The organism is Neptuniibacter sp. QD37_6, assembly GCF_047778085.1.
Taxonomy (GTDB): Bacteria; Pseudomonadota; Gammaproteobacteria; order Pseudomonadales; family Balneatricaceae; genus Neptuniibacter.
The window spans coordinates 2,831,217-2,852,646 of the sequence record NZ_CP180550.1 but is presented as its reverse complement, the minus strand read 5'-3'; the positions used below and the strand labels follow the sequence as shown (position 1 = coordinate 2,852,646).

General features: G+C 44.6%; 22 protein-coding genes. 13 read left to right on the top strand and 9 right to left on the bottom strand.

What is annotated here, in order from left to right:
- Positions 1–6: 6 nt before the first annotated feature.
- The 4 genes from ACMXYO_RS13640 to ACMXYO_RS13625 are packed head-to-tail and all read left to right on the top strand — an operon-like array spanning position 7 to position 5,014.
- Positions 7–1,635, top strand: coding sequence for a GspE/PulE family protein (locus ACMXYO_RS13640; protein WP_415885637.1), 1,629 nt, complete (start codon positions 7–9; stop codon positions 1,633–1,635).
- Positions 1,632–2,846, top strand: coding sequence for a type II secretion system F family protein (locus ACMXYO_RS13635; protein WP_415885636.1), 1,215 nt, complete (start codon positions 1,632–1,634; stop codon positions 2,844–2,846). Before ACMXYO_RS13640 ends, ACMXYO_RS13635 begins: the two co-directional genes overlap by 4 nt.
- Before the next feature lie 3 nt (positions 2,847–2,849).
- Positions 2,850–3,308, top strand: coding sequence for a hypothetical protein (locus ACMXYO_RS13630; RefSeq protein WP_415885635.1), 459 nt, complete (start codon positions 2,850–2,852; stop codon positions 3,306–3,308).
- On the top strand, positions 3,305–5,014 hold the full coding sequence (locus tag ACMXYO_RS13625; RefSeq protein ID WP_415885634.1) for a type II secretion system protein GspD: 1,710 nt from the start codon (positions 3,305–3,307) through the stop codon (positions 5,012–5,014). Before ACMXYO_RS13630 ends, ACMXYO_RS13625 begins: the two co-directional genes overlap by 4 nt.
- 52 nt (positions 5,015–5,066) lie before the next feature.
- Here the strand turns inward: ACMXYO_RS13625 and gloA are convergent, their stop codons facing one another.
- Positions 5,067–5,459: a lactoylglutathione lyase gene (gene gloA / locus ACMXYO_RS13620; RefSeq protein WP_415885633.1), complete on the bottom strand. Its 393-nt coding sequence runs from the start codon at positions 5,457–5,459 to the stop codon at positions 5,067–5,069.
- Positions 5,460–5,625: 166 nt separating this feature from the next.
- Here gloA and ACMXYO_RS13615 point away from each other — a divergent pair, with 166 nt between their 5' ends.
- The 6 genes from ACMXYO_RS13615 (at position 5,626) to ung (ending at position 10,511) form a co-directional block, all read left to right on the top strand.
- Positions 5,626–5,949 (top strand): phasin family protein, encoded by a 324-nt coding sequence (locus ACMXYO_RS13615; protein WP_415882248.1) that lies wholly within the window; start codon positions 5,626–5,628, stop codon positions 5,947–5,949.
- Positions 5,950–6,008: 59 nt separating this feature from the next.
- Positions 6,009–6,527, top strand: a complete 519-nt coding sequence (gene fldB, locus ACMXYO_RS13610) for a flavodoxin FldB (protein WP_415885632.1) — start codon at positions 6,009–6,011, stop codon at positions 6,525–6,527.
- A gap of 115 nt (positions 6,528–6,642) precedes the next feature.
- Positions 6,643–7,737, top strand: a complete 1,095-nt coding sequence (gene prfB / locus ACMXYO_RS13605; RefSeq protein WP_415885631.1) for a peptide chain release factor 2 — start codon at positions 6,643–6,645, stop codon at positions 7,735–7,737.
- Positions 7,738–7,769: 32 nt separating this feature from the next.
- Positions 7,770–9,272: a lysine--tRNA ligase gene (gene lysS / locus ACMXYO_RS13600; protein ID WP_415885629.1), complete on the top strand. Its 1,503-nt coding sequence runs from the start codon at positions 7,770–7,772 to the stop codon at positions 9,270–9,272.
- Positions 9,273–9,382: 110 nt separating this feature from the next.
- Positions 9,383–9,823 (top strand): hypothetical protein, encoded by a 441-nt coding sequence (locus ACMXYO_RS13595; RefSeq protein WP_415885628.1) that lies wholly within the window; start codon positions 9,383–9,385, stop codon positions 9,821–9,823.
- Between the two features lie 7 nt (positions 9,824–9,830).
- Entirely contained in the window at positions 9,831–10,511 is a 681-nt protein-coding gene (gene ung, locus ACMXYO_RS13590) for a uracil-DNA glycosylase (RefSeq protein WP_415885626.1), read from the top strand.
- On the opposite strand, the gene ACMXYO_RS13585 is transcribed toward ung, so the two are convergent.
- From ACMXYO_RS13585 to rsgA, 7 genes are all read right to left on the bottom strand, one after another.
- Positions 10,483–11,469, bottom strand: coding sequence for a GGDEF domain-containing protein (locus ACMXYO_RS13585; RefSeq protein WP_415885625.1), 987 nt, complete (start codon positions 11,467–11,469; stop codon positions 10,483–10,485). The two genes, ung and ACMXYO_RS13585, sit on opposite strands and share 29 nt — an antisense overlap.
- A 90-nt stretch (positions 11,470–11,559) precedes the next feature.
- The gene (locus ACMXYO_RS13580) at positions 11,560–11,742 is read right to left on the bottom strand and encodes a hypothetical protein (RefSeq protein ID WP_415885624.1); all 183 of its coding nucleotides are present in this window, start codon (positions 11,740–11,742) and stop codon (positions 11,560–11,562) included.
- A gap of 93 nt (positions 11,743–11,835) precedes the next feature.
- Entirely contained in the window at positions 11,836–12,852 is a 1,017-nt protein-coding gene (locus tag ACMXYO_RS13575; RefSeq protein WP_415885623.1) for a YgfZ/GcvT domain-containing protein, read from the bottom strand.
- Between the two features lie 179 nt (positions 12,853–13,031).
- Positions 13,032–13,904: an archaetidylserine decarboxylase gene (asd, locus tag ACMXYO_RS13570; RefSeq protein ID WP_415885622.1), complete on the bottom strand. Its 873-nt coding sequence runs from the start codon at positions 13,902–13,904 to the stop codon at positions 13,032–13,034.
- Positions 13,904–14,716 (bottom strand): sulfurtransferase, encoded by an 813-nt coding sequence (locus ACMXYO_RS13565; RefSeq protein ID WP_415885621.1) that lies wholly within the window; start codon positions 14,714–14,716, stop codon positions 13,904–13,906. Before ACMXYO_RS13565 ends, asd begins: the two co-directional genes overlap by 1 nt.
- A gap of 81 nt (positions 14,717–14,797) precedes the next feature.
- Positions 14,798–16,426, bottom strand: a complete 1,629-nt coding sequence (locus tag ACMXYO_RS13560; protein WP_415885619.1) for an HDOD domain-containing protein — start codon at positions 16,424–16,426, stop codon at positions 14,798–14,800.
- A 51-nt stretch (positions 16,427–16,477) separates the two neighbouring features.
- A complete protein-coding gene (gene rsgA / locus ACMXYO_RS13555; protein ID WP_415885618.1) occupies positions 16,478–17,506 on the bottom strand; it encodes a small ribosomal subunit biogenesis GTPase RsgA in 1,029 nt (342 codons plus the stop codon).
- A gap of 205 nt (positions 17,507–17,711) precedes the next feature.
- On the opposite strand from rsgA, the gene orn reads away from it, so the two are divergent.
- On the top strand, positions 17,712–18,218 hold the full coding sequence (gene orn / locus ACMXYO_RS13550) for an oligoribonuclease (RefSeq protein ID WP_415888106.1): 507 nt from the start codon (positions 17,712–17,714) through the stop codon (positions 18,216–18,218).
- Here orn and queG read toward each other — a convergent pair.
- The gene (queG, locus tag ACMXYO_RS13545) at positions 18,215–19,339 is read right to left on the bottom strand and encodes a tRNA epoxyqueuosine(34) reductase QueG (RefSeq protein ID WP_415885617.1); all 1,125 of its coding nucleotides are present in this window, start codon (positions 19,337–19,339) and stop codon (positions 18,215–18,217) included. The two genes, orn and queG, sit on opposite strands and share 4 nt — an antisense overlap.
- A 70-nt stretch (positions 19,340–19,409) precedes the next feature.
- On the opposite strand from queG, the gene ACMXYO_RS13540 reads away from it, so the two are divergent.
- Both ACMXYO_RS13540 and tsaE read left to right on the top strand, forming a co-directional pair.
- Positions 19,410–20,930 carry an NAD(P)H-hydrate dehydratase gene (locus ACMXYO_RS13540; RefSeq protein WP_415885616.1) on the top strand — a complete coding sequence of 507 codons (1,521 nt, stop codon included), beginning with the start codon at positions 19,410–19,412 and terminating at the stop codon, positions 20,928–20,930.
- On the top strand, positions 20,923–21,396 hold the full coding sequence (tsaE, locus tag ACMXYO_RS13535) for a tRNA (adenosine(37)-N6)-threonylcarbamoyltransferase complex ATPase subunit type 1 TsaE (RefSeq protein ID WP_415885615.1): 474 nt from the start codon (positions 20,923–20,925) through the stop codon (positions 21,394–21,396). Before ACMXYO_RS13540 ends, tsaE begins: the two co-directional genes overlap by 8 nt.
- Positions 21,397–21,430 lie beyond the last annotated feature (34 nt).

Here is a 21,430-nt window from a genome sequence, read left to right as displayed (position 1 = left end):
CCGGTTATGGCGATTAGGGATAAATGGCTAATTGAAGCTGCTATTAAGCAAGGTTTAATTTCAGAGAGCCAGCATACAGAGGTCAGCTTACATGCGCGCCGTTTAAAAATGGATGAGAAGACGGTGCTTTGTTATGAGCAGCGTATAGCGCCAAGTAGCTTCTATCATGCTTATGCTAGTGAGCATGGTATGCAGTATCTTCGGCCATCGCAGATCAAAGTAGATAAAAGTCGCCTGAGTAATATACCGCAAAGTTTTATTCGTCAGTTCCGTATACTCCCTGTCGAAGTAGGTGATGTTGATAGCGATAAGATCCATGTCGTTACGGATTCTCCAGAGAATCCTACACTCGAAAAACAGTTACAGCGATTATTCAAAATAGATGTGAAGCTCTGCTTGGCTGACCCAGAAGCGTTTGAATGCAGTTTGCGTTTAGATGTGGAGTTAAGCAATGCTGAATTAGGTTTTGATGCGGTTGCAGAGTTTTCTGAACTGTTGGATCAAGCCTATATGCATCGAGCATCCGATATTCATATAGAGCCCTTAGCTGACTACTACATTGTGCGATTACGGGTAGATGGCCAGTTACAGCAATATGGGAAGCGTTTTACCCTTTCGGAAGGGATCTCTTTAGTTAGCCGTATTAAAGTTATGTCTAACCTAGATATTGCTGAAACTCGGATGCCTCAGGATGGCGGTGCTGATTATACAACACCTTATAACGTCGAGTTTGAAATGCGTGTGGCGACGGCGCCAACTAAGCATGGTGAGCGAGTAACCTTACGTTTGCTTGGAACGGATAATCAGTTGTTTACCCTGAAACAGCTAGGAATGTCTGATGCGACGTTACGGCAGTTCAGTCGCGTCATTGCTCAGCCTCATGGCATCGTTCTGATTACAGGGCCTACAGGTAGCGGTAAATCCACTACGCTCTATGCTGCGCTTGAAGAGTTAAAATCGGAAAGCACCAATATTCTTACTGCTGAAGATCCTGTTGAGATGGTAGTGGAGGGTGTTTCTCAAGTTCAGATGAATGCGAAGGTGAATTTCGCTTCTGCCCTTCGAAGTTTCCTTCGTCACGATCCCGATATCATTATGGTCGGTGAGATTCGTGACTCTGAAACCGGTGAGATTGCTCTAAAGGCTGCTACTACGGGCCATATGGTTCTATCTACCCTGCATACCAATTCTGCGATTGCCAGTGTCACTCGATTGAAAAATATCGGTTTAGAGCCGTTTATGATCGCTTCAAGCCTTCAAGGGATTGTCGCGCAACGATTGGCACGTAAACTTTGTCAAAGCTGTAAGTTAGAGATGCCAGCGGATTTCTCAGAATTGAAACAGCTGGGTTTACCCTCTGATGATCTAGTTATGCTCTCTCACCCTCAAGGGTGCTCGCTGTGTAATGGCACTGGCTTTAAAGGGCGTATTGCTCTATTCGAAACCTTGTGGATGGACGAGGTATTGCGGGAGTTAATCACTCAAGAAGCCGACGAACAACAGTTACGTAAACATGCTCAGCATTATATCAGTCTTGCTCATGATGGCCGAGAAAAGGTACTTCAGGGCTTAACCTCGATGGAAGAACTGCGTCGTTTAGGTCTTCTAAATCAGTTTGATGAGGTTAACGAATGAAGTTCGTCTATCAGGGGATGAATACCTCGGGTGAAGCCTGCGAAGGCACTGTCTCTGCCGTTGACCATGATGCGGCGATTGCTAAGCTGCAAAGGAAAGGGATCTATATCAGCAGTATTAAAGAGAATGCTGGAAGTAGTTCAGCTGATAAGCCGAAACAAGATGCCTTTGAGCAGCTGCTTTGCTTGTTGCCGGTTAAGACTAACCAGAAAATTTTCTTTTTCCGTCAGTTAGCTTTGATGTTTCGTTCAGGACTTTCGGTGACCGAAGCGTTGAATATCTTAGGTGGTATTCAACGAGGCAGGATGAGAGAGATTATTCTGGATTTGAATGATCAGATCAGCGGAGGTATGTCTTTCTCTCAGTCTATGGAGAAATATGAGTCTGTTTTTTCTTCGCTAGCACTGCATATGCTGCGTAGTGCCGAAGCCAGTGGTGAGTTGGAACCTGCTCTAGTACGTATTGCTGATTTTATGGAGCGCCAAGCTGATATCAAAACCCAACTTATCTCTACCATGACATACCCTGTGGTGGTGCTGTTTATGACCGTTGGAGTGTTTATCTTTTTGATGTCGACGGTTATTCCTAAGTTTGCCGCTTTCTTTGAAAAAACGGGTAGAACGCCTCCGCCAGAGATGATTCAGATGATGGGTATCTCTAACTTTATCCATCAGTATTGGGCGCATGTATTGGTAGGGATCTTACTCGTTTTGATCGGAATTATTTTGACGTATTCGCGTAAGAAAGGGCGCTTTTATATCGATTACTTGCTCCTAAAAGTTCCTCTGGTGGGTACGATGATCTCTGCAAGTTCTATGTCGCAAATTACCTGGGGGCTATCTAGTATGTTGCAAAGTGGCATATCAGTTGTTCAGTCCTTAGAGATCATTAGTAAATTGATCAACAACAAGGTAATAGCCAAAGATATTGCTGATGCATCAGAAGAAATTCTTCAAGGTGCTGATATGGGTAAAAGCTTCCGTAAGCCTCATATCGAAGGGCTTATTCAAGAGATGACTCTAGTCGGTGAAAGAACAGGTAGTATGGTATCGGTGATGAAAGATGCCGGTACATTTTATGAAGAGCGTGTGCGCATGATCACTAAGGCCATAGCAACAGCTATGGAGCCGGTAGCCATTCTGCTGATTGGTGGCATTGTCGGTTATGTGTATTACGGATTCTTCAAATCGATGTTTGCGGTGTCAGGTTAATTGATGATGAAAAAAATAATTTTAATCGTTTTATGTGTACTCACACTTCCTATGACAGCTATTGCTGAAGCCCCGTCAACTGGTTATGTCACAGCTAATGTTGGAGCTGGCTCAGGTGTAATTGTTATGCGAGACCCTTTTAGTGAGCCTCAAGGTGCTACGCAACAAGAAAAACAGGGGATTTTAGGTGGAGTTGTTGATCGGTTTGGTCAAGGGTTCCGTCGTACGCCGGGCGAAGTCAATGTCCCTAATTTGCTGTTTAAGGGGTACATCGATCGTGGTGATTCCAGTCCGATGGCGTTGTTGCAAATCGCAGGTAAACGAGTGCATTTAGTTAAAGAGGGGGATGAAATTAATGTTGATCCAGCCAACCCTCGGCAGGCGATTAGAATTACAAAAATATCCCGTTTAAGTATTACTGTAGAGACAGGCACTTTAGGGCAGATGAAGGTATTACGATGAAAGCTTTAGGTAAACTTGCCCTTGTATTGGCGTTGTTAAACCCAATGGCTGTTTCTGCAGCTAAAATATTCGAATTGGAATTTGCTGATACACGTTTAAGTGATGTTATTCGAACCTTATCGGAACTCTCGCAGAGCAATATTATTGCCACTCCGAGTGCTATTGATAAGCGAGTTACTATACATCTGAAAAACGTATCAGATATAGATGCAATCAAATCGATTAGCCGCATCAGTGACCTGTGGTATCGCTATGATCAGGATACTAATACCTATCGCATTATGACTCGAGAAGAGTATTCGAAAGACTTGGTGGTCCGCGAGAGTCAGCGTATTGAAGTATTCCGTTTGCTGAATGCTAATGTACGTATCGTAGCTCAGGCGATTGAAGATCTGTATGGTGATCGTGTTGAGTTATCCTTAGGTGAGCAGCCAGGAGGTAAAAATTCTAGCCGTTCTAGCTCAGGTTCATCCTCTTCCTCTCGGAATGGTTCTAACAATGGTGGCAACGATAATTCGGAGTTGAGAAATCAGACTAGAGATCTTTCATTGGGTCAACTAGAGCAGTTACTTAGAGGCAATAGTAATTCACTTTCTGTTGATCCGGCTTCGATGCAGGCTTTAAGCCTTAAAGCTCAACCAATCTACGTCACCGTTAATAATGAGCACAATATGATTATTGTGCGTACTGATGACAGCAAGATCATTAATTCCATCAAGCAGCTTGTGGATAAGATGGATATTCCTGTTCCTCAAGTGATGCTAGAGATGAAAATTTTGAGCATTACTTTGGGTGATGATTTTAATTCTATTTTTAACTTTGAGTTAGCACCCCAGGGAAGTAACAAATCTACAGTACCTTTGAAGTTAGGTAATAACGCTTTATTAAATAGTGGCAGTTTTCTCTATGAATTCCTCAATGATAAGTTGAAAGCGAATATTGAATTCCTCGATGAGAATAAACGCTTAAAAGTATTGTCGAATCCGATGGTACTGGCCTCTAATCATCGTGAAGCGGACCTCTTTATCGGCGAAGAGAGTGTGCTAACGCGGGGCTTTACTTTTAATCCTGCCCAGATTGATAACGGTGTTGTTGTATCTCCTTCTTATATTGAAACGGATACTCAGCTAGAAGAGATCGGTATCTCTTTGAAAATTACGCCTCGAATTAATTCCGATGGGACCGTTCTCCTTGAGCTACAACAGGAAAGCTCTACTCTGAATCCTGGTGGCGGCACGATTCCTGTGCCAGATGGTGATGGTAATGTTGTGAACTTGGCTATTGATACAGTTAATACCTCGCGACTAAAGGGGATTGTGGCTGCAAAGAATGGTTTGACCGTAGCGGTAGGTGGTTTAATTCGTACAACTAGAACGAGAAATGAGCGTAAGGTTCCTCTATTAGGCGAAGTACCGGTTGTTGGGAATATCTTTAAGTCGACTATCGAAAGCGATGAAGAGACAGAGATGGTGTTGTTGATTACACCTAGAATTCTCGACTCACCTTCGCAAAGTCAGGAATTACAACAAAGTAATAATCGTTTCTATCAGCAGTATAATCAGGGATTTCCTGATCCAGCACCTGCAGAAAATCGGTTTATTAAGAAGCCTGTAAATCAAACGTCTGATCAGATACAGAAAGTTGAGCCTAAAAAGGCAGAATCGAAGCTTTCAGATGTTGATCAAATGATGATGGATGCGGGTTAACCTGCACCTATCATAAACTGCTTTAAATCAGGCCTAGATATCTAGGCTTGATTTAGTCGGTTCTCTTCGTCCCTAAAAGCTCGATCATATAACCATCAGGATCTTTTACAAAAGCTAAGATTGTTGAACCGTGTTTCATCGGTCCTGCAGGACGAACCACTTCACCGCCTTTGGCTGTTATTGCATCGCATGCGGCGTATACATCGTCAACTTCGATGGCTAAGTGACCAAACGCATTACCTAGTTCGTATTGATCAGTATCCCAGTTATGGGTGAGCTCAAGTGCGGTGTGCTCCGATTCATCGCCATAGCCTAAAAAAGCTAAGGTAAAGCGGCCGTCAGGGTAGTCTTTACTGCGCAACAGTTTCATACCCATTAGCTGTGTATAAAACTCAATAGATTGCTGTAAATCAGTAACACGCAACATGGTGTGTAAAAGGCGCATAATTCAGCATCCTTTTTATTTATCTTTGGTATGATGGGAGATATAAGTTTTGCCATTATATCTTTACAGTGCTTTATTATAAGGATAGATATAACAGAAGTCCTACGTTCTGTTCTGGGTATTGTGTGCGTACGGTTGTTTCTCTGGCGAGATAGGGAAGGTGTTTATGTTTCAAGATATGAATAAAAAGATCTCGGATTCGATGGGTCCGTTCAAAGAGTTGGTCAATATTCAAACCAAGATGCTTGAAGAGCTTACTCGCCAGCAGATGGAATGCACAAAGTCTTGTATTGAAGCGACTATTCAGCAAACAAAAGAGATGCAAAAGTGTCAATCACCAAGTGATTTGATGGAGCTACAACGTAGCTATGCGAAAGAACTGGAAGACACACTCAAAGCGGCAAGCGAACAGAATATGAAAGCGTTACAAGATGCTCGCACAGAAATTGAAGATGTAGCTCAGCATACATTTGACGCTTTTAATAAGTAATTTTAAACCACCTAAAAAGCAGCCTAGGGCTGCTTTTTTTGTTTTATCTGGAAAGAAAAATGAGTGCTTCAATCGGTTTGTTTTATGGCTCCACTACGGGGAATACTGAAAGCGTAGCAGAGCTAATTACAGAACACCTTGGTCAAGATAAAGTCCATAGTATCGATATTGCTGCTGACGGTATTGAGAGCGTGTCTGAATATGAACATCTTATCCTTGGAATCTCTACTTGGGACTTTGGTGAGCTGCAGGAGGATTGGGCAGACCTATGGGAACAGTTGGATGCCGTAGCGGTTGCAGGTAAAAGCTGTGCCCTGTTTGGCTTAGGTGACCAGATTGGTTATAGCGAGTGGTTTTTAGATGCGATGGGGCTTTTACACGAAAGGTTGCAGAGTAAAGGTGCCCAGATGGTTGGGTATTGGCCCGTAGAAGGCTATAACTTTGAAGCATCTAAAGCGCTAACGCCTGATCATCAGAAGTTTGTCGGCCTTGCGATTGATGAAGATTGCCAGCGTTCAGAAACTGAAGAGCGTGTTGCCACTTGGTGCCAGCAAATTAGCCAAGAGTTCGAGCTCTAGTCTTACCGCTGTTATCAAATCTGTGCTAACTATTCAGCCTAAACAAGTAGTGTTATGCGCTGATTTTCGGTAAAATACCGCCCTTTTTTAAACTGCCGGCTATAGATTCTATACCATGGAAATTAACCCGATTCTTAACAACCTCAAAGATATTACTGTGCGTACTGAAGCGCTTCGTGGCTTTCTTGATTACGAAGGCAAAAAAGAACGCCTGGAAGAGGTCACTCGTGAACTGGAAGACCCTGCAGTTTGGGATAATCCAGAAAATGCGCAGCAATTGGGTAAAGAGCGTTCTACGCTTGAAGCTGTGGTAAACACAATCGACGAACTGACAGCAGGTGTTGATGATACACGTGATCTGTTAGATATGGCTGTTGAAGAAGATGACGAAGATACAGTCACAGAAGTCGAAAGTGATGTTAATAGCATGCTGGATAAACTACAGATGCTTGAATTCCGTCGCATGTTCTCTGGTGAAGCTGATCCAAACAACGCCTTCCTAGATATCCAAGCGGGTTCTGGCGGTACTGAGGCTCAAGATTGGGCTGAAATGATGCTGCGTATGTACCTGCGCTGGGGTGAAGATAAAGGCTTCAAAACTGAGTTATTGGAATGCTCTGCGGGCGATGTTGCTGGTATCAAGTCTGCGACGATTAGCTTCCAAGGCGAATACGCGTTTGGTTGGTTGCGCACCGAAACAGGTGTTCACCGTCTAGTACGTAAATCACCATTCGATTCCGGTGGACGTCGTCATACATCTTTCTCTTCTGTATTTGTATCTCCAGAGATTGATGACAACGTTGAAATTGAGATCAACCCTGCAGATTTACGTATCGATGTATACCGTGCATCGGGTGCTGGTGGTCAGCACGTCAACCGTACGGAATCTGCGGTACGTATTACGCACGAACCTTCCGGCATTGTAGTACAAAGCCAGGCGCAGCGTTCTCAGCATCAGAACAAAGATACTTGTATGAAACAGCTTCGCGCTAAGCTATATGAAGTTGAGATGCTTAAGCGTACAGAAGCGGCGCAGGAGCAAGAAGATAATAAAGCGGATATTGGCTGGGGCAGCCAGATTCGTTCTTATGTGTTGGATGATCAGCGCATTAAAGATCTGCGTACAAACGTTCAGAGTTCAAACTGTGACAAAGTACTGGACGGCGATCTGGATCTATTTATCGAAGCTAGCCTTAAAGCTGGCCTGTAAAGAATTTATTAACTTAAAGGTTTACCACACCGATGTCTGATAACACTCAGAAGCAAGATGAAAACCGCCTGATTGCGGAGCGTCGTGAAAAGCTAAACGCGCTACGTGATGAAGGTAATGCATTCCCAAATAACTTCCGTCGCGATAGCTATGCTGAAGACCTTCAGGCTCAGTACGGCGATAAATCGAAGGAAGAGTTGGCTGAAGCAGGCATCAAGGTGAGCATTGCGGGTCGTGTAATGCTTAACCGTGGTGCTTTTGGTGTTATTCAGGATATGACAGGTCGTATCCAGTTTTACGTAAACAAAGAAGCGCGTAAGTTTGCTAAAAGCTTGGACCTTGGTGATATCGTAGGTATCACAGGTGAGCTGCATAAGTCTGGTAAAGGCGATCTATATGTAGATATGGGCGAATACCAGTTGCTAACGAAAAACTTGCGTCCGCTACCTGATAAGCACAAAGGTCTTCAGGACACTGAGATCCGTTACCGTCAGCGTTATGTCGATCTGATCACTAACGAAGACTCTCGTAAGGTATTTGAAACACGCTCTAAGATCGTTTCTGGCATCCGTAACTACCTGACTGAGCGTCGCTTTATCGAAGCTGAAACGCCTATGTTGCAGGTGATTCCAGGTGGTGCGACAGCACGTCCATTTATCACGCATCACAACGCGCTAGATCGTGATATGTATTTGCGTATTGCGCCTGAGTTATATCTGAAACGTTTGGTTGTCGGCGGTTTTGAGCGTGTATTCGAGATCAACCGTAACTTCCGTAACGAAGGCCTTTCTACACGTCATAACCCAGAATTCACAATGATCGAATTCTATCAGGCGTATGCGGATTACAACGATCTGATGGATCTAACAGAAGATATGCTGCGTACTGTTGCGCAGGATGTTTTGGGCACAACAACAATCATCAATACAGTACGTAACGATGAAGGAGAAGTGCTGGAAACATTCGAATACGATTTGGAAAAACCATTCCGTCGTATCAGCGTGTTCGATTCTATTTTGCACTACAACGATGACATCACTGCTGAAGCATTGGCAGATGAAACTGCTGCACGTCAGCTTGCGCAGCGCATGGACATCGATGTTAAAGATAGCTGGGGCCTAGGTAAGGTTCAGATTGAGATCTTCGAAAAGACTGTAGAGCACCGTTTGGATCAGCCTACATTTATCACTGAATACCCAGCAGAAGTGTCTCCGCTTGCACGTCGTAACGATGCAAATCCTTTCATTACTGATCGTTTCGAGTTCTTCGTAGGCGGTCGTGAGCTTGCTAATGGTTTCTCGGAGTTGAATGATTCTGAAGACCAAGCTGAACGTTTCCGTGCGCAAGTAGCTGAAAAAGATGCGGGTGATGATGAAGCGATGCACTACGATGGTGACTACATCAACGCGTTGGAGTACGGCCTACCACCAACGGCTGGTGAAGGTATTGGTATCGACCGTTTGGTGATGCTATTTACTGACTCTCCATCTATTCGTGACGTGATCCTGTTCCCAGCGATGCGTCCGCGCGGTTAAGATCGGAACTTTATTCATACTAAAAGCCCTCGTTTGAGGGCTTTTTTGTATATAGCTAAACCTATGGTTGTTCTATATCGTTAGGTAAAAAAGGAAGAGATGCTGTGGCGATGAACTGGTTATTCCCAAAAGAAAAACGCTCTATACCGGCTAAGCGCTGGTTGGGTATAAGTTTGCGAACGATTCATCTCGTTGGTATTGCGGGTTTGGCTGGCGCCTATCTTTTTCAGCAGCCAGAGAGTAGTTGGTATCCTTATCTGCTTATGACCCTTGTTAGTGGTTTTCTGATGGCCGCTATGGAAGTGTATGGGGATGGTATTTGGTTGATACAGCTCAGAGGCACAGCTATCGGCATTAAATTGCTGCTTTTATCCACAGTTTTTTGGTGGTTTGAGCAGCCAAATGCTTATATCTATTTTCTAGCGATTATTATCTCTGGCATTGTTTCTCACGCCCCTGGAAAATTACGGTACTATTCCATCTGGCATCGTAGAGTGATTACAGAGCCTGTTGAGTTAAGTTCTAGCGACGTTAAAAATTGCGGTGGTTGAAATACGTATGGCATTAGAGAATGCTCCAAGCTGGCAAGTTGTTCTTGCTGAACAGTTTAAGCAGCCCTATATGTTAGCTCTGAATGAGTTTCTGGAAGAGCAAATGTCTCAGCATAAAATTATCTACCCTCACTTGGATAATTGGTTCCATGCTTTAGAAGCGACGCCTCTGGATGATGTTAAAGTCGTGATTTTGGGGCAGGACCCTTACCATCAACCAGGTCAAGCTCATGGGTTGTGCTTTTCGGTGATGCCTGAGGTCAAAGTGCCTCCCTCGCTTGTGAATATCTATAAAGAGCTTGAGAGCGATTTAGGGCTGCCTCGACCGGATCATGGTTATTTGGAGTCTTGGGCTCAGCAAGGAGTATTGCTACTCAATAGCGTACTAACAGTAGAGGAGCGTAGTGCAGGTGCGCATCAAGGCAAAGGCTGGGAAACGTTTACCGATCAAGTTATCCAAGCGGTAAATCAATATTGCGATAACGTTGTGTTTCTTCTTTGGGGAAGTTACGCGCAGAAAAAAGGTGCCTGTATTGATCAAGAAAGGCACCTTGTCTTAAAAGCACCTCACCCTTCCCCTTTATCTGCTCATCGTGGATTTTTGGGCTGTCAGCATTTCAGTCAAACCAATCAGTATCTGCAGCAGCAGGGTAAAGCCCCTATTGATTGGCAGCTTCCATCTCTCTAGATTCCACAGATAGCGGTAATTCGGACTGTGTTAACGGGCTTGGGGTAAAGTAGCAATGCTGACCTCGCCCGCGCTTTTTACTTTCATACATTGCTATATCTGCGCAGTGTAATAGCCCTTCAAAGTCGGTGGCGTCTTTCAGAGCAAAAGCCGTTCCCGCACTACAACGGATATGTAGTGCTGCAGGGGCGTCGATAATTGGATGATCCAGACGTTCATGGATACGTTCCATAATATGGTCCAAGGCTTCCTGTGCTTCAAAAATATTGTCGGCTTGAATCAGTAAAATAAACTCGTCGCCGGCAAGACGGGCCAAAATATCATCTTCACGAAGGGTTTGATTAATGGCCGTAGTGAAGTTTGTGAGAACTTTGTCCCCAACGTTATGACCGTACTCGTCATTAATAGGTTTGAAAAAATCTAGATCGATAAAGGTAAGGGATAGGGCGCTCTGTTTTCTTTGTGCACGACTGATCGCTTGTTTGGTAATGGCCTCAAGCATTTTTCGATTGGGTAGGCCGGTTAGCTGATCAGTATGGGCTAGCTCTTGTAGGCGTCTATTTTGCTCGGATATCTGGGTGTTAGCTAAAGCTAGTTTTTGCATGTAACGGGTTCGGTTATCGGTGAAGCGACGTACCGAATACCCCGATATTAGTGTCATGGTGACGATTGCTAAGAATAGTAAAGCGAGAAGGGAATTTTGAGCTGTGTCCTCATAGCTGATACGCATTTTGAGTGAGCTTTCTAGCGCATTTGCCTTCTGGATTATCTCTATGAAAATCTTATCTTGGCGCTGTTCTTTCTCTGTTCCAGCAAGGGATTCCTCTAGGTCTATATATCTTTGATCGATCGACTTACGGAGTTGCTGTAATCGGTAAACAAGCCGATTGGCTTGCAGCCTAAGCTCTTTGTACTCTAGAGGTTGGTAGATATTCTGTTTAAGGGTGCCGCCATCCAAAATGGCATTGGCGTACCAAGTTGCCTGATCTAAGTGTGTATAGACGGTGTCTATGGATATAGAAGGGTCTCCTGCGGAGATCTCTTCAAACTAAAGATGGGCTTGCGCTACCTCAAGTTTGATCTCCATAGAGGCATCTAGCCATGGAATGAACTTTTGAAGGGTGCTTTGTGCACTAAGGTGAATATAGAGGAGAAGCAGTAAGCACAGAGTGGCTGTTGCACCAGTAAGCAATAACGGTACTCTCGGACTGGTTGGTGCCGAAGTTGTCATCCCTGAGCCTCTCCCTAGGCCTTTTACGAAAGTTGTATGGGAGTGTCTCGTTTATTGCTTTCCGGGTCAACAGTTGTGTTCTATTTGTTCACCTTATTTTGGCTCAAATAGTTTGGGGTCCAGCTCGTAAGGCAGTGAGGATAACTCCACAGTTGCATCTCCAATTTTAAGATCGCCTTTCTCTGCTAGCGTTTTTACCAATACAGCCAATACGCGGTAACGGTTTTCGCCGCAAGGTGCACCAAGTACTACTTGGCCTGCATTTGGCTTGTCTGGGCTGCTTACTTGTTGGCCTGGCAGTGGTTGCTGCTTGGCTGTAACTTCAGCAATGTACATCGGCTTTTTGAGTTGTCCGCGGTGTTGTAGGCGGGTAATGATCTCTTGTCCCGTATAACAGCCTTTGCGGAAGCTAACGCCGCCCAATGCTTGGAAGTTAGTCATTTGAGGAATGAAAGCTTCCTGTGTCTCTGCGCGAAGGTCAGGGATTGCTGCGTCGATTTCGCTCAGTATCCAGTCATCGGTTGAACCAATACCTACTTCGTCTGGAAGGTTCTGGATTAGTTCTACTAGGCTGCTATTTTCCATCCAGATTTCGTAGCGGTTGCCAGGTACGCGAACAACAACGCCGTTGCTTAGACTTATGATGCTGTCATCTTCAGTCGGTGACTGTTCGAATAGCTGCTCTATAAGTGCTTGTGCACCAGGGCCAGTTAGGCCAATACCACTTACGTTTGCGCTGATATCTTCTGCTTCCGCTTTGGAAAAAATCATGTACTTTTTCAGGTTATTAGTAGCGCTTTCAAAAATATCATGGCTCATGCGCAACCAAACGTGATCTTCGCCACGTTTAAGCATACGGAAAAGGCTAAGCATATGGCCTTTAATATTGCAGTGTGCGCCTAGAGCACTGCCGCGTGCGAAAACGTCTGAAACATCACAGGTGAGTTGGCCTTGAAGGAATTTTTCAGTATCCGGACCTGCTATAGATAGAACGCGTTGATGTAGCAGAGGGATAATTTGGGTTGTTTTGGATGTTGTACTGAGTACAGCTGTGTTGTCAGTATTGAGTTGAATATTTTTATCTTTTAATAATTCAATCAGATTGCTCATCGTACATTAATACCTAGACTGTGACTCTACACTCCTAGTGTATGCTAAATACAAACTGAGGACAGCAGACAAAGTTTATGGTTATTCAGAATGAGATAGATCTTTCTGGCTAACCTTTTCAGTGCACCTTGTGAAAGTTGAATTGAGGAAGCAAGGTGTACAAATACAACAGAATATGTTTAAGCTTCGACTTTTTTCGCTATCATTTTGCCAAGCTCAACTGGGCTCTCTGCTATTAGATCTTCTGCCCAAGAGATCTGCTCTTTGCCAAATAGCAGAACAACTGTTGATCCGAGTTTAAAGCGCCCCATCTCTTCGCCTTTCTCTAAAGTAATTGGCTCAGGAGAGGTCGGGCTGAAACTTGTGTGAACAGGACGTTTTAGCGCAGGTGCTTCTTGTCCTGACCAAACAGTCTCAATGCCAGCCACAATCATTGCGCCGACTAACACCATCGCCATAGGGCCGTATTCTGTGTCGAAGTAAGCAACTAGGCGTTCATTACGGGCAAACAATTGATCAACGCCTTCCGCTGTTGTCTGGTTTACTGAAAACAGATCGCCAGGAACATAAGTGGTATGCGTAAGCGTACCTTTTACGGGCATGTGAACTCGGTGGTAATCTCTTGGGGAGAGGTAAATGGTTGCAAACTCGCCATTAATAAAATCTTTTGCTCTTTCTTGATCGCCACCTAATAGCGTTGCTAAACCATAACCACGGCCTTTTGCTTGAAAGATACGACCATGTTCAATCTTACCTAACTGGCTAATTGCGCCATCTGCTGGGCTAGCGATATTTGCTGAATCCCTATCGATAGTACGTGCGCCGTCTTTTAATTCACGGGTGAAGAAAGAATTGAAACTAGGGTAATTGGTTGGAATCTCTTCGCGAGCTTCCGTCATATTGATCTGATACTTCTTGGCGAACCATTTAATAAATGTGTTTTTCACCCAAGGAGTTTGGCAGTCTGCAATCTTGCCTACCAAGCGTGATAACAAATGCTGAGGCACGACATGTTGAAATAAAATAAACAGACGGTCAGTAAAGCTTTTCATTATTTCTCCACAGGAGTGTTTGGAAGATTACCCCATTCGAACCACGAGCCGTCGTAGCAGCGAATGTTTTCAAATCCGAGGTGTTTAGCAACCCAGTAGGTTAGACCTGAGCGGCGGTGGGTTTGGCAGTGGGTAATAATAGTGCTTTCAGGATTAATCCCTGCTTCTGCCAGTAAGGATAACAATTCATCTTTAGGTTTTAGGCGGAGATCAGAATCGCTGATCAAACAGTCCGTCCATTCTAAATGTTTAGCACCGGGAATATGGCCGCCTTTTTGAGCATTGATGACCTTTTCACCGCTGTATTCTGCTGCACTGCGTGCATCCCAGATGGTGCAGTTAGCATCATCTAAGTGTGAAAGAATATAATCCGCATCAGCAAGCAAAGAGTCATCGTAATTGATCTCGTAATTACTTGGTGAAGGTTGGTTCTGTTGTTGTTCAATTGCCAATCCTGCTTGTTTCCAAGCGTCGAGTTGGCCGTTTAATACAGAACAGTTATGGTGGCCTAATATGTTTAGCGTCCACATAAAACGGCCAGCCCAAGGGCCTTTTTGATCGTCGTACGCAACAACCCATGCATCAGGTGTGATACCCAACTCATTGTAAAGTGCTGCCAATTTTTCTTTGGTTGGAACCGTATTTGGAACTGGTTTTTCACCATTTAACAGACGACTTGAAGCTAAGTGAATGGCGCCTGGAATATGGCCAGCTAGGTAGTTCTCTTCGCTGGAAAGGTCAATTATCAGTACCTGTGGATCGTCGAGATGCTGGTGTAAAGTTTGAGCCTCAACGCTTAAAGGTAAATTCATTCAGTCACTCCAAAAGAAAGGGCTGGTCAAAGATAATATTGGGATTGTTGCCACTTATTCAAGCGTGCTGATATACCGCTCTTACTTAAGCATCTTTTTTAGGCTTAAAGTAGCTGCTGAACAGAGGTAGCGAAATCGCTCGTGGTGGAAATCGCTAATTTCTGGGCCGTGGCTACCGTAATCTGCATGGATGATCGCAATGGGCTTTTTGCCAAAGAATAAAGACATTAGCAAGAATCCATTTGGATTACCCCAGCTTCGATAGACTTCTGGCAACATCGGATTCATTTTATCGATGTTTTCAGGCTTCACCCAAATACATCCTGGTTTTTCTCTCAGCTTTTTAAATAGGCTCGGTATTTCCAGATTATATTGAAACGTCGACATCGGATGGGTATCTTCGAACCCGACGGCAAAAGCTGTTTTCATGCTGTTTTTCTTTGGATTGACTAGGAACATGCATACACGATCAAAACCTAATCCACGGTTGGTGCCTTGGATTAATCCCTGCAGAATGTGCTTCGGTTGGGTATATAGGTCGTAGCCTTTTAAGAGCCTTTCTGCGATTTGATCGTAGATGTGTTTATCCAGAAAATCTGATTTCGCTGGGAGGTTTATATCAGTCTCAGCTAGCTCTTCCGGTTCTGGCGTTGGTTCTGGGATTTCAATTATTGGCTTTGTTACTTTGGGTTGGCTTGCTGCGAGAATTTGACTCTCTTTATCGGATAAGCGGTAATTTACCTGTTTATCAGAAGGCAACATGATCATCTCGGCTGCAGGGGCTAGTGTGCCTGCTACATGGTACATAGAGGATGCGCGAGCACAGTTCTTATGCAGCATGTTAATAGTATCAGCGATCTCGCCTTTGAGATAATCGTTAATGATATCGATTATCTTCATAGTTTTGGTCTGTTCCCAGCCTAGGTTGGCGGTTAACGCGATCCAGTTTGCTAGTTTAACAGGGAAAAACTTCTCTTGGACCAAATGATTGATTTCGCGAAGATCTCCATCACTTAAACGAGGGTCGCCTAGAGCTCTTTGGTGTAGTTGAGCTAAGGTCTTTTTGTTGGGCGATGTTTCATGTTCAAGGCTTATACAAGCCAGCTCGGAAATGCACCAGTGCTCGATCAAACCATGTGATATCTCTTGTATAGTGCAGCCAAGTACATCGGTCTCCGCGAGAACAACATCAGTACGTTCTTCTCTGAGTTTAACTTGGATCTCGCTCATATGTAGGGCCGCATGCTGCCAAAGCATCCAATGGCCTACACCGTAAAATAGTGCAGCTAGGTGGGTCTCTTCAACAAAGGGCGCGCGACGTACTTCTAGCCAATTTGAAGCTTGAGTTGCTGCATGGTGACTTACGGAGATGTAGCGGAAGTACATCTTCTGAGCAACGCTAGATGGGTTTAGCTTGAGTGATTTAGTCCCTTTAAGTACAGCCTCAATGTTGTCTAACCCAAGCGAATTGATGGCGTGATCAATGCTGGTTACTTTGGAATCAACTTTATTATGTAATTCCGATGCTTTGCGGACCATATGTAGACACAAAACCGGATCTGATTTGATGATTCGGTTAAGGGTTTGAAGAGTGATGTTGGGGTCTCGTAACTGTTTTTGCAGACGACGAAGAACACTGTTTCTGACGGGTAAAGAGCGCTCTTTTAGGTACTCAACCCAATTATCCACTCCGTATGGGGACTCTGACATCTGCTCTATCTGTACTCCGTCTGATTCCGACATTGATACTATGGACCCAAATTAACTATTTTGCTCTTCAATAGAACAAAGAATATGTTTGTAACTCTTCCAACGGTATTCGCTGATAGTACCATCTTCTACAGCCGACTTTAGTGCACAGCCGGGTTCTTTTTCATGTTTGCAATCACGGAAACGGCATAAGCCAGCTAGAGGCTGTAACTCTTTGAAACCATTGATAACATCATCAGGTTCAATATGCCACAAGCCAAACTCCCTAATCCCTGGAGAATCGATTAAGTCACCGCCATCAGGGAAGTGGAATAATCGTGCTGTTGTAGTAGTGTGTCGGCCTTTCTTTGTTTGAGTTGAGAGTGAGCCTACTTTTAAATCAACACCCGGCAATAGCACATTGATTAAAGATGATTTACCTACACCTGATTGCCCTACAAACACGCTGATGCGGTTGTCGAGATAGCTCTTCAGATCTACTAAGCCTTCTTCGCTGGAACTTGAGGCAAGAAGCACGGTATAACCTATATCTCTATAACGTTGCAGCATCGCGTCAATCTCTTCACGATTGTCATCGTTTAATAGGTCGGTTTTGTTTAATAAAATAACTGGCTCTATCCCGCTTAATTCTGCTGCCACTAAGTAGCGATCAATCAAATTGGCATAGGGTGTTGGTTCTACTGCGACGGTGATAACTATAAAATCGATATTAGCGGCAACGGGTTTCATATCGCCGTAAGGGTTGGGCCGGAGTAACTCACTTTTGCGCTCGAGTTTCGCTACAACCACCCCAGTATCTTTGCCTTCACGCCAGATAACTCTATCGCCGGTAACTAGCTGCCCTAAGTTAGTACGCATATGACAACGAATGATCTCTCCTTGGTTGTCACCTTCTGTCGCCTCGACATCAACGGTGCGGCCGAAATGGGAGATAATTAAACCATGTTGCTCTGGGCCAAGGTCGCTGCTATCCAATTGTTGTTCAATCGCAGCGTCCTTTTTCGATGCGCGAGCGGCGCGTTCGTCTTGAATTTTTTGAATGCGCCAGCTTTGACGGCGAGTTAATTTACGTTTTGCCATAATGAGTTAGCAGCGTTTTAAAGCGCGAATGCTAATAGTCTCCATTAATATCGAAGCAAGATGTTAGAAGGTAGGGTATTCTAAGGGAAAGTCAAAGAACCTGCGAATTAAGTCCGCTATTCAGTGACAGAGGTAGGTGAAAACGTCATTTTTGGAGGTGATTAAGGTGGTAAGTAAGGAAAATCTGATCTGGATTGATCTAGAGATGACCGGTTTGGAGCCAAAAACAGATGTCATTATCGAGATCGCAACCATCGTCACTGATTCTGATCTGAGCATCTTAGCGGAAGGCCCAATGCTAGCAATTCATCAATCAGATGAAGTTTTGGATGGTATGGATGAGTGGTGTACCAATCAGCATGGTAAATCAGGCCTTACCCAGCGCGTTAAAGATAGCCAGGTAACTGAAGCACAGGCGGAAGCTCAGACAATTGAATTTTTAAAGCAGTATCTGGAAGCAGGGGCTTCGCCAATGTGTGGAAATAGTATTGGTCAGGATCGACGTTTCCTGAATAAATATATGCCTGAGCTAGAGGCGTTCTTCCATTACCGAAATCTTGATGTGAGCTCTTTAAAAGAGCTAGCGAAACGTTGGAAACCAGAAGTCGCCAAAGGCGTTGTGAAAAAAGGGTCTCATCTTGCGCTAGACGATATCAAAGACTCAATTGAAGAGCTTAAATACTACCGCGAGCACTTTATTAAGCTGGATTAAAATTGAATTTTCTTTCGGCGAGGGTGGGTCTGAATAGGAAGAATCTGTGCAGTAGTTCTACTTTCTAGTTGCTTTAGGGCCCACTCAACGTGCTCGCGAACGATATCAGATTCGTGAGTACGTTTACTTTCTAAAGCTTCAATCACTGTAGTGCCGCCGTTGCTGTTTCCCAACGCCACTGCAATGTTTCTCAGCCAGCCAATATGTCCTGTTCTTCTGATTGCCGAGCCTTCGGTTTTTTTCAAAAACTCATCTTCTGACCACGCGAAAAGAGTAACTAACTCTATATCATCTAATTTTTGTCGGGGGTGGAAGTCACTTTCTTGGGTGAAATCCGAAAAACGATTCCAAGGGCAAATTAACTGGCAATCATCACAGCCAAAGATCCTGTTGCCCATCAGAGGGCGCAGCTCTTCAGGAATTGAGCCGCTTAGCTCAATGGTGAGATAGGAGATGCATCGGCGTGCGTCCAAAACATGAGGTTGCGGAAACGCCTTGGTTGGACACACGTCCAAGCAAGCTGTGCATTTACCACAATGATCTACTGTGACGGGTTCATCTATTGGCAATGGCAGGTCAATCAAAAGCTCGCCAAGAAAGAATAGGGAGCCAGCTTCACGGTTTAGAATTAGGGTATGTTTGCCACGCCAACCAATACCGGCTTTTTCCGCTAGTGGTCTTTCCAAAATTGGAGCGCTATCCACGAATGCCCGGTAGACCGATCCGCCGACCTCCTGCTCAATTCGTTTGCCGAGCTGAGTCAATCGTTTCCTAATCAGTTTGTGATAATCTCGGCCTAAGGTGTAGCGTGATATATAGGCTTTATCGTTATCGTCGAGGATCTTTGTGATCTTGGTTTCTGGTGGTAGGTAATCCATGCGAACGCAGATGATACGCTGCGCTTCGGGTACTAAACTATTAGCAGAGAAACGTTTATCTAAATGGTTCTCTAGATATGCCATCTCTCCATGGAAGCCGTTACTAAGCCATTGCTCGTAATGTGCTTGTTCCTGGCTTAAATCGCAGTCGGTAATTCCGCATTGCTGAAAACCAAGTTCCTTTGCCCAAATTTTGATCTTTTGGGCTAACGCTTTCAGGGATTCAGTTGGCATATCTGTCATGGTATCTGCTTGCCTTAATAGGCACAGGTTCCTCTATAATGGCAGAAATTCACAGGAGTTCGCAGAGCAGATGTCCATCAACAGAGCTGTCTTACCCGCACCATTATACACTGCTGAACAAACTCGGGTGTTGGATAATACCGCAATTACTCAGTTTGGTATTCCGGGTATTCGCTTAATGCAGCGAGCAGGCCATGCTGTGTTTGCTGAAATACTCGATCGTTTTCCGTATATAGCGTCATTAAGTATTGTTTGTGGCACAGGTAACAATGGTGGCGATGGCTTTGTGGTAGCAGCTCTCGCCATCAATAAAGGTTTGCGGGTGCAGTTGGTCTGTGTAGGTAAAGCCGATTTCTCCTCGCAGCTTAGTGGTGAAGCACTAGAGGCTTGGGAACAGTTACAGCCGATTATTGGAAGCATAGAGGTGACATCTACAGGTGCTGAACTATGGGGCGATCTTATTGTTGATGCGCTTTTGGGTACGGGTCTGACGGGTGAAGTCAGGGAACCCTTTGCAGGGGTGATCAGGCAGATCAACCGCAGTCATAAACCAATATTCGCAGTTGATATACCCTCAGGTATTTGCGCTGATACCGGTGCTGTTTTAGGTGTGGCTGTACGAGCAGATATCACATTAAGCTTTATTGGCCTTAAACGTGGTCTGTTTACCTCAGAAGGGGTCAACTATCGTGGTCAGATTCTGTTTGATGACTTAAAAGTGCCCGATGAAGTTTATGACCTGGTTACAGTAGATGTTTTTCGAACCACGGAGAGTGATTTAGAAGAGTTGCTGCCAGCAAGGGAGCGCAATGCTCATAAAGGTGAGTTTGGTCATCTGCTGGTTATTGGCGGTAATTCCGGTATGGGGGGGGCGGCCCTTTTAGCTTCTCAGGCTGCGATGCGAAGTGGATCTGGTTTAGTCTCTTTGGCGACCCGTTCGGAGCACGTAGCGGCTTCATTAACACGCTGTCCTGAAGTTATGGTGCACCCAGTTGATTCAGCGGGACACTTATTACCTTTATTGGATCGTGCGGATGTGATTGTCATAGGGCCGGGTCTTGGGCAAAATGCGTGGTCCGATCAGATGTTACGTGCTGCGCTAGCAACCGAGAAACCGTTGGTTTTGGATGCTGATGGGCTGAATTTAATTGTTGAAAATTCGTTATTTGCCTCCCTTAATCGGAAAAATTGGATCTGCACCCCTCATCCGGGTGAAGCTTCCAGAATCATGGATAAGTCTGTAACTGAGTTAGAAGCTGATCGTTTCGCATCGGTTGAGCGTTTGCAGCAAATTTGTGGTGGTAGCGTTGTTTTAAAAGGTGCGGGTTCGTTGGTCAGTGCTGGTGAAGTAGTTTATCTTTGTGACGCCGGTAATCCAGGCATGGCGGTTGCTGGGATGGGAGATGTCTTGTCGGGTATTTGTGGCGCGCTCCTAACTCAAGGTTTATCGCCTGAGAATGCCGCTCGTTTGGCGGTGTTTATTCATGCTAAAGCCGCTGACTACGTTGTGAAGCAACAGGGCGAAATAGGTTTAATCGCATCAGATCTGTTTGATGCAATTCCAAGAGTAATAAATAGTAAGTATGACTAATCAGTATCAAGTAAAACTATCCGATGAAGAGGCGATGATCGCATTCGGCCATAAAATTGCGAATGCAGCAGCGGGTAGGGGTGTTATTTTCCTGTTAGGTGACTTAGGTATGGGTAAAACAACCCTAAGTCGCGGTATTCTTCGTGGTTGTGGCCATCAAGGTTCGGTTAAGAGTCCAACCTATACGCTGGTGGAGCCTTATGAAGTGGGCGAACAGCAGATTTATCACTTTGATTTGTATCGGTTGTCGGACCCTGAGGAATTGGAATTTCTTGGTATTCGTGATTATTTTGAAGATAAGGCATTATGTTTAGTTGAATGGCCAGAAAGAGGGCAAGGTATTCTGCCTGAGGCTGATTTGTTATTGCAGATTGAGCTTGATGGTCGCGGACGACAATTAACTTGGACACCACAGTCTGATTTAGGCCAGCAGATGGCCGATAAATTATTGCAAGCGACTGAATAGAAGTAAGAAGGGGTTAAGCTTAAGCACTATGCGA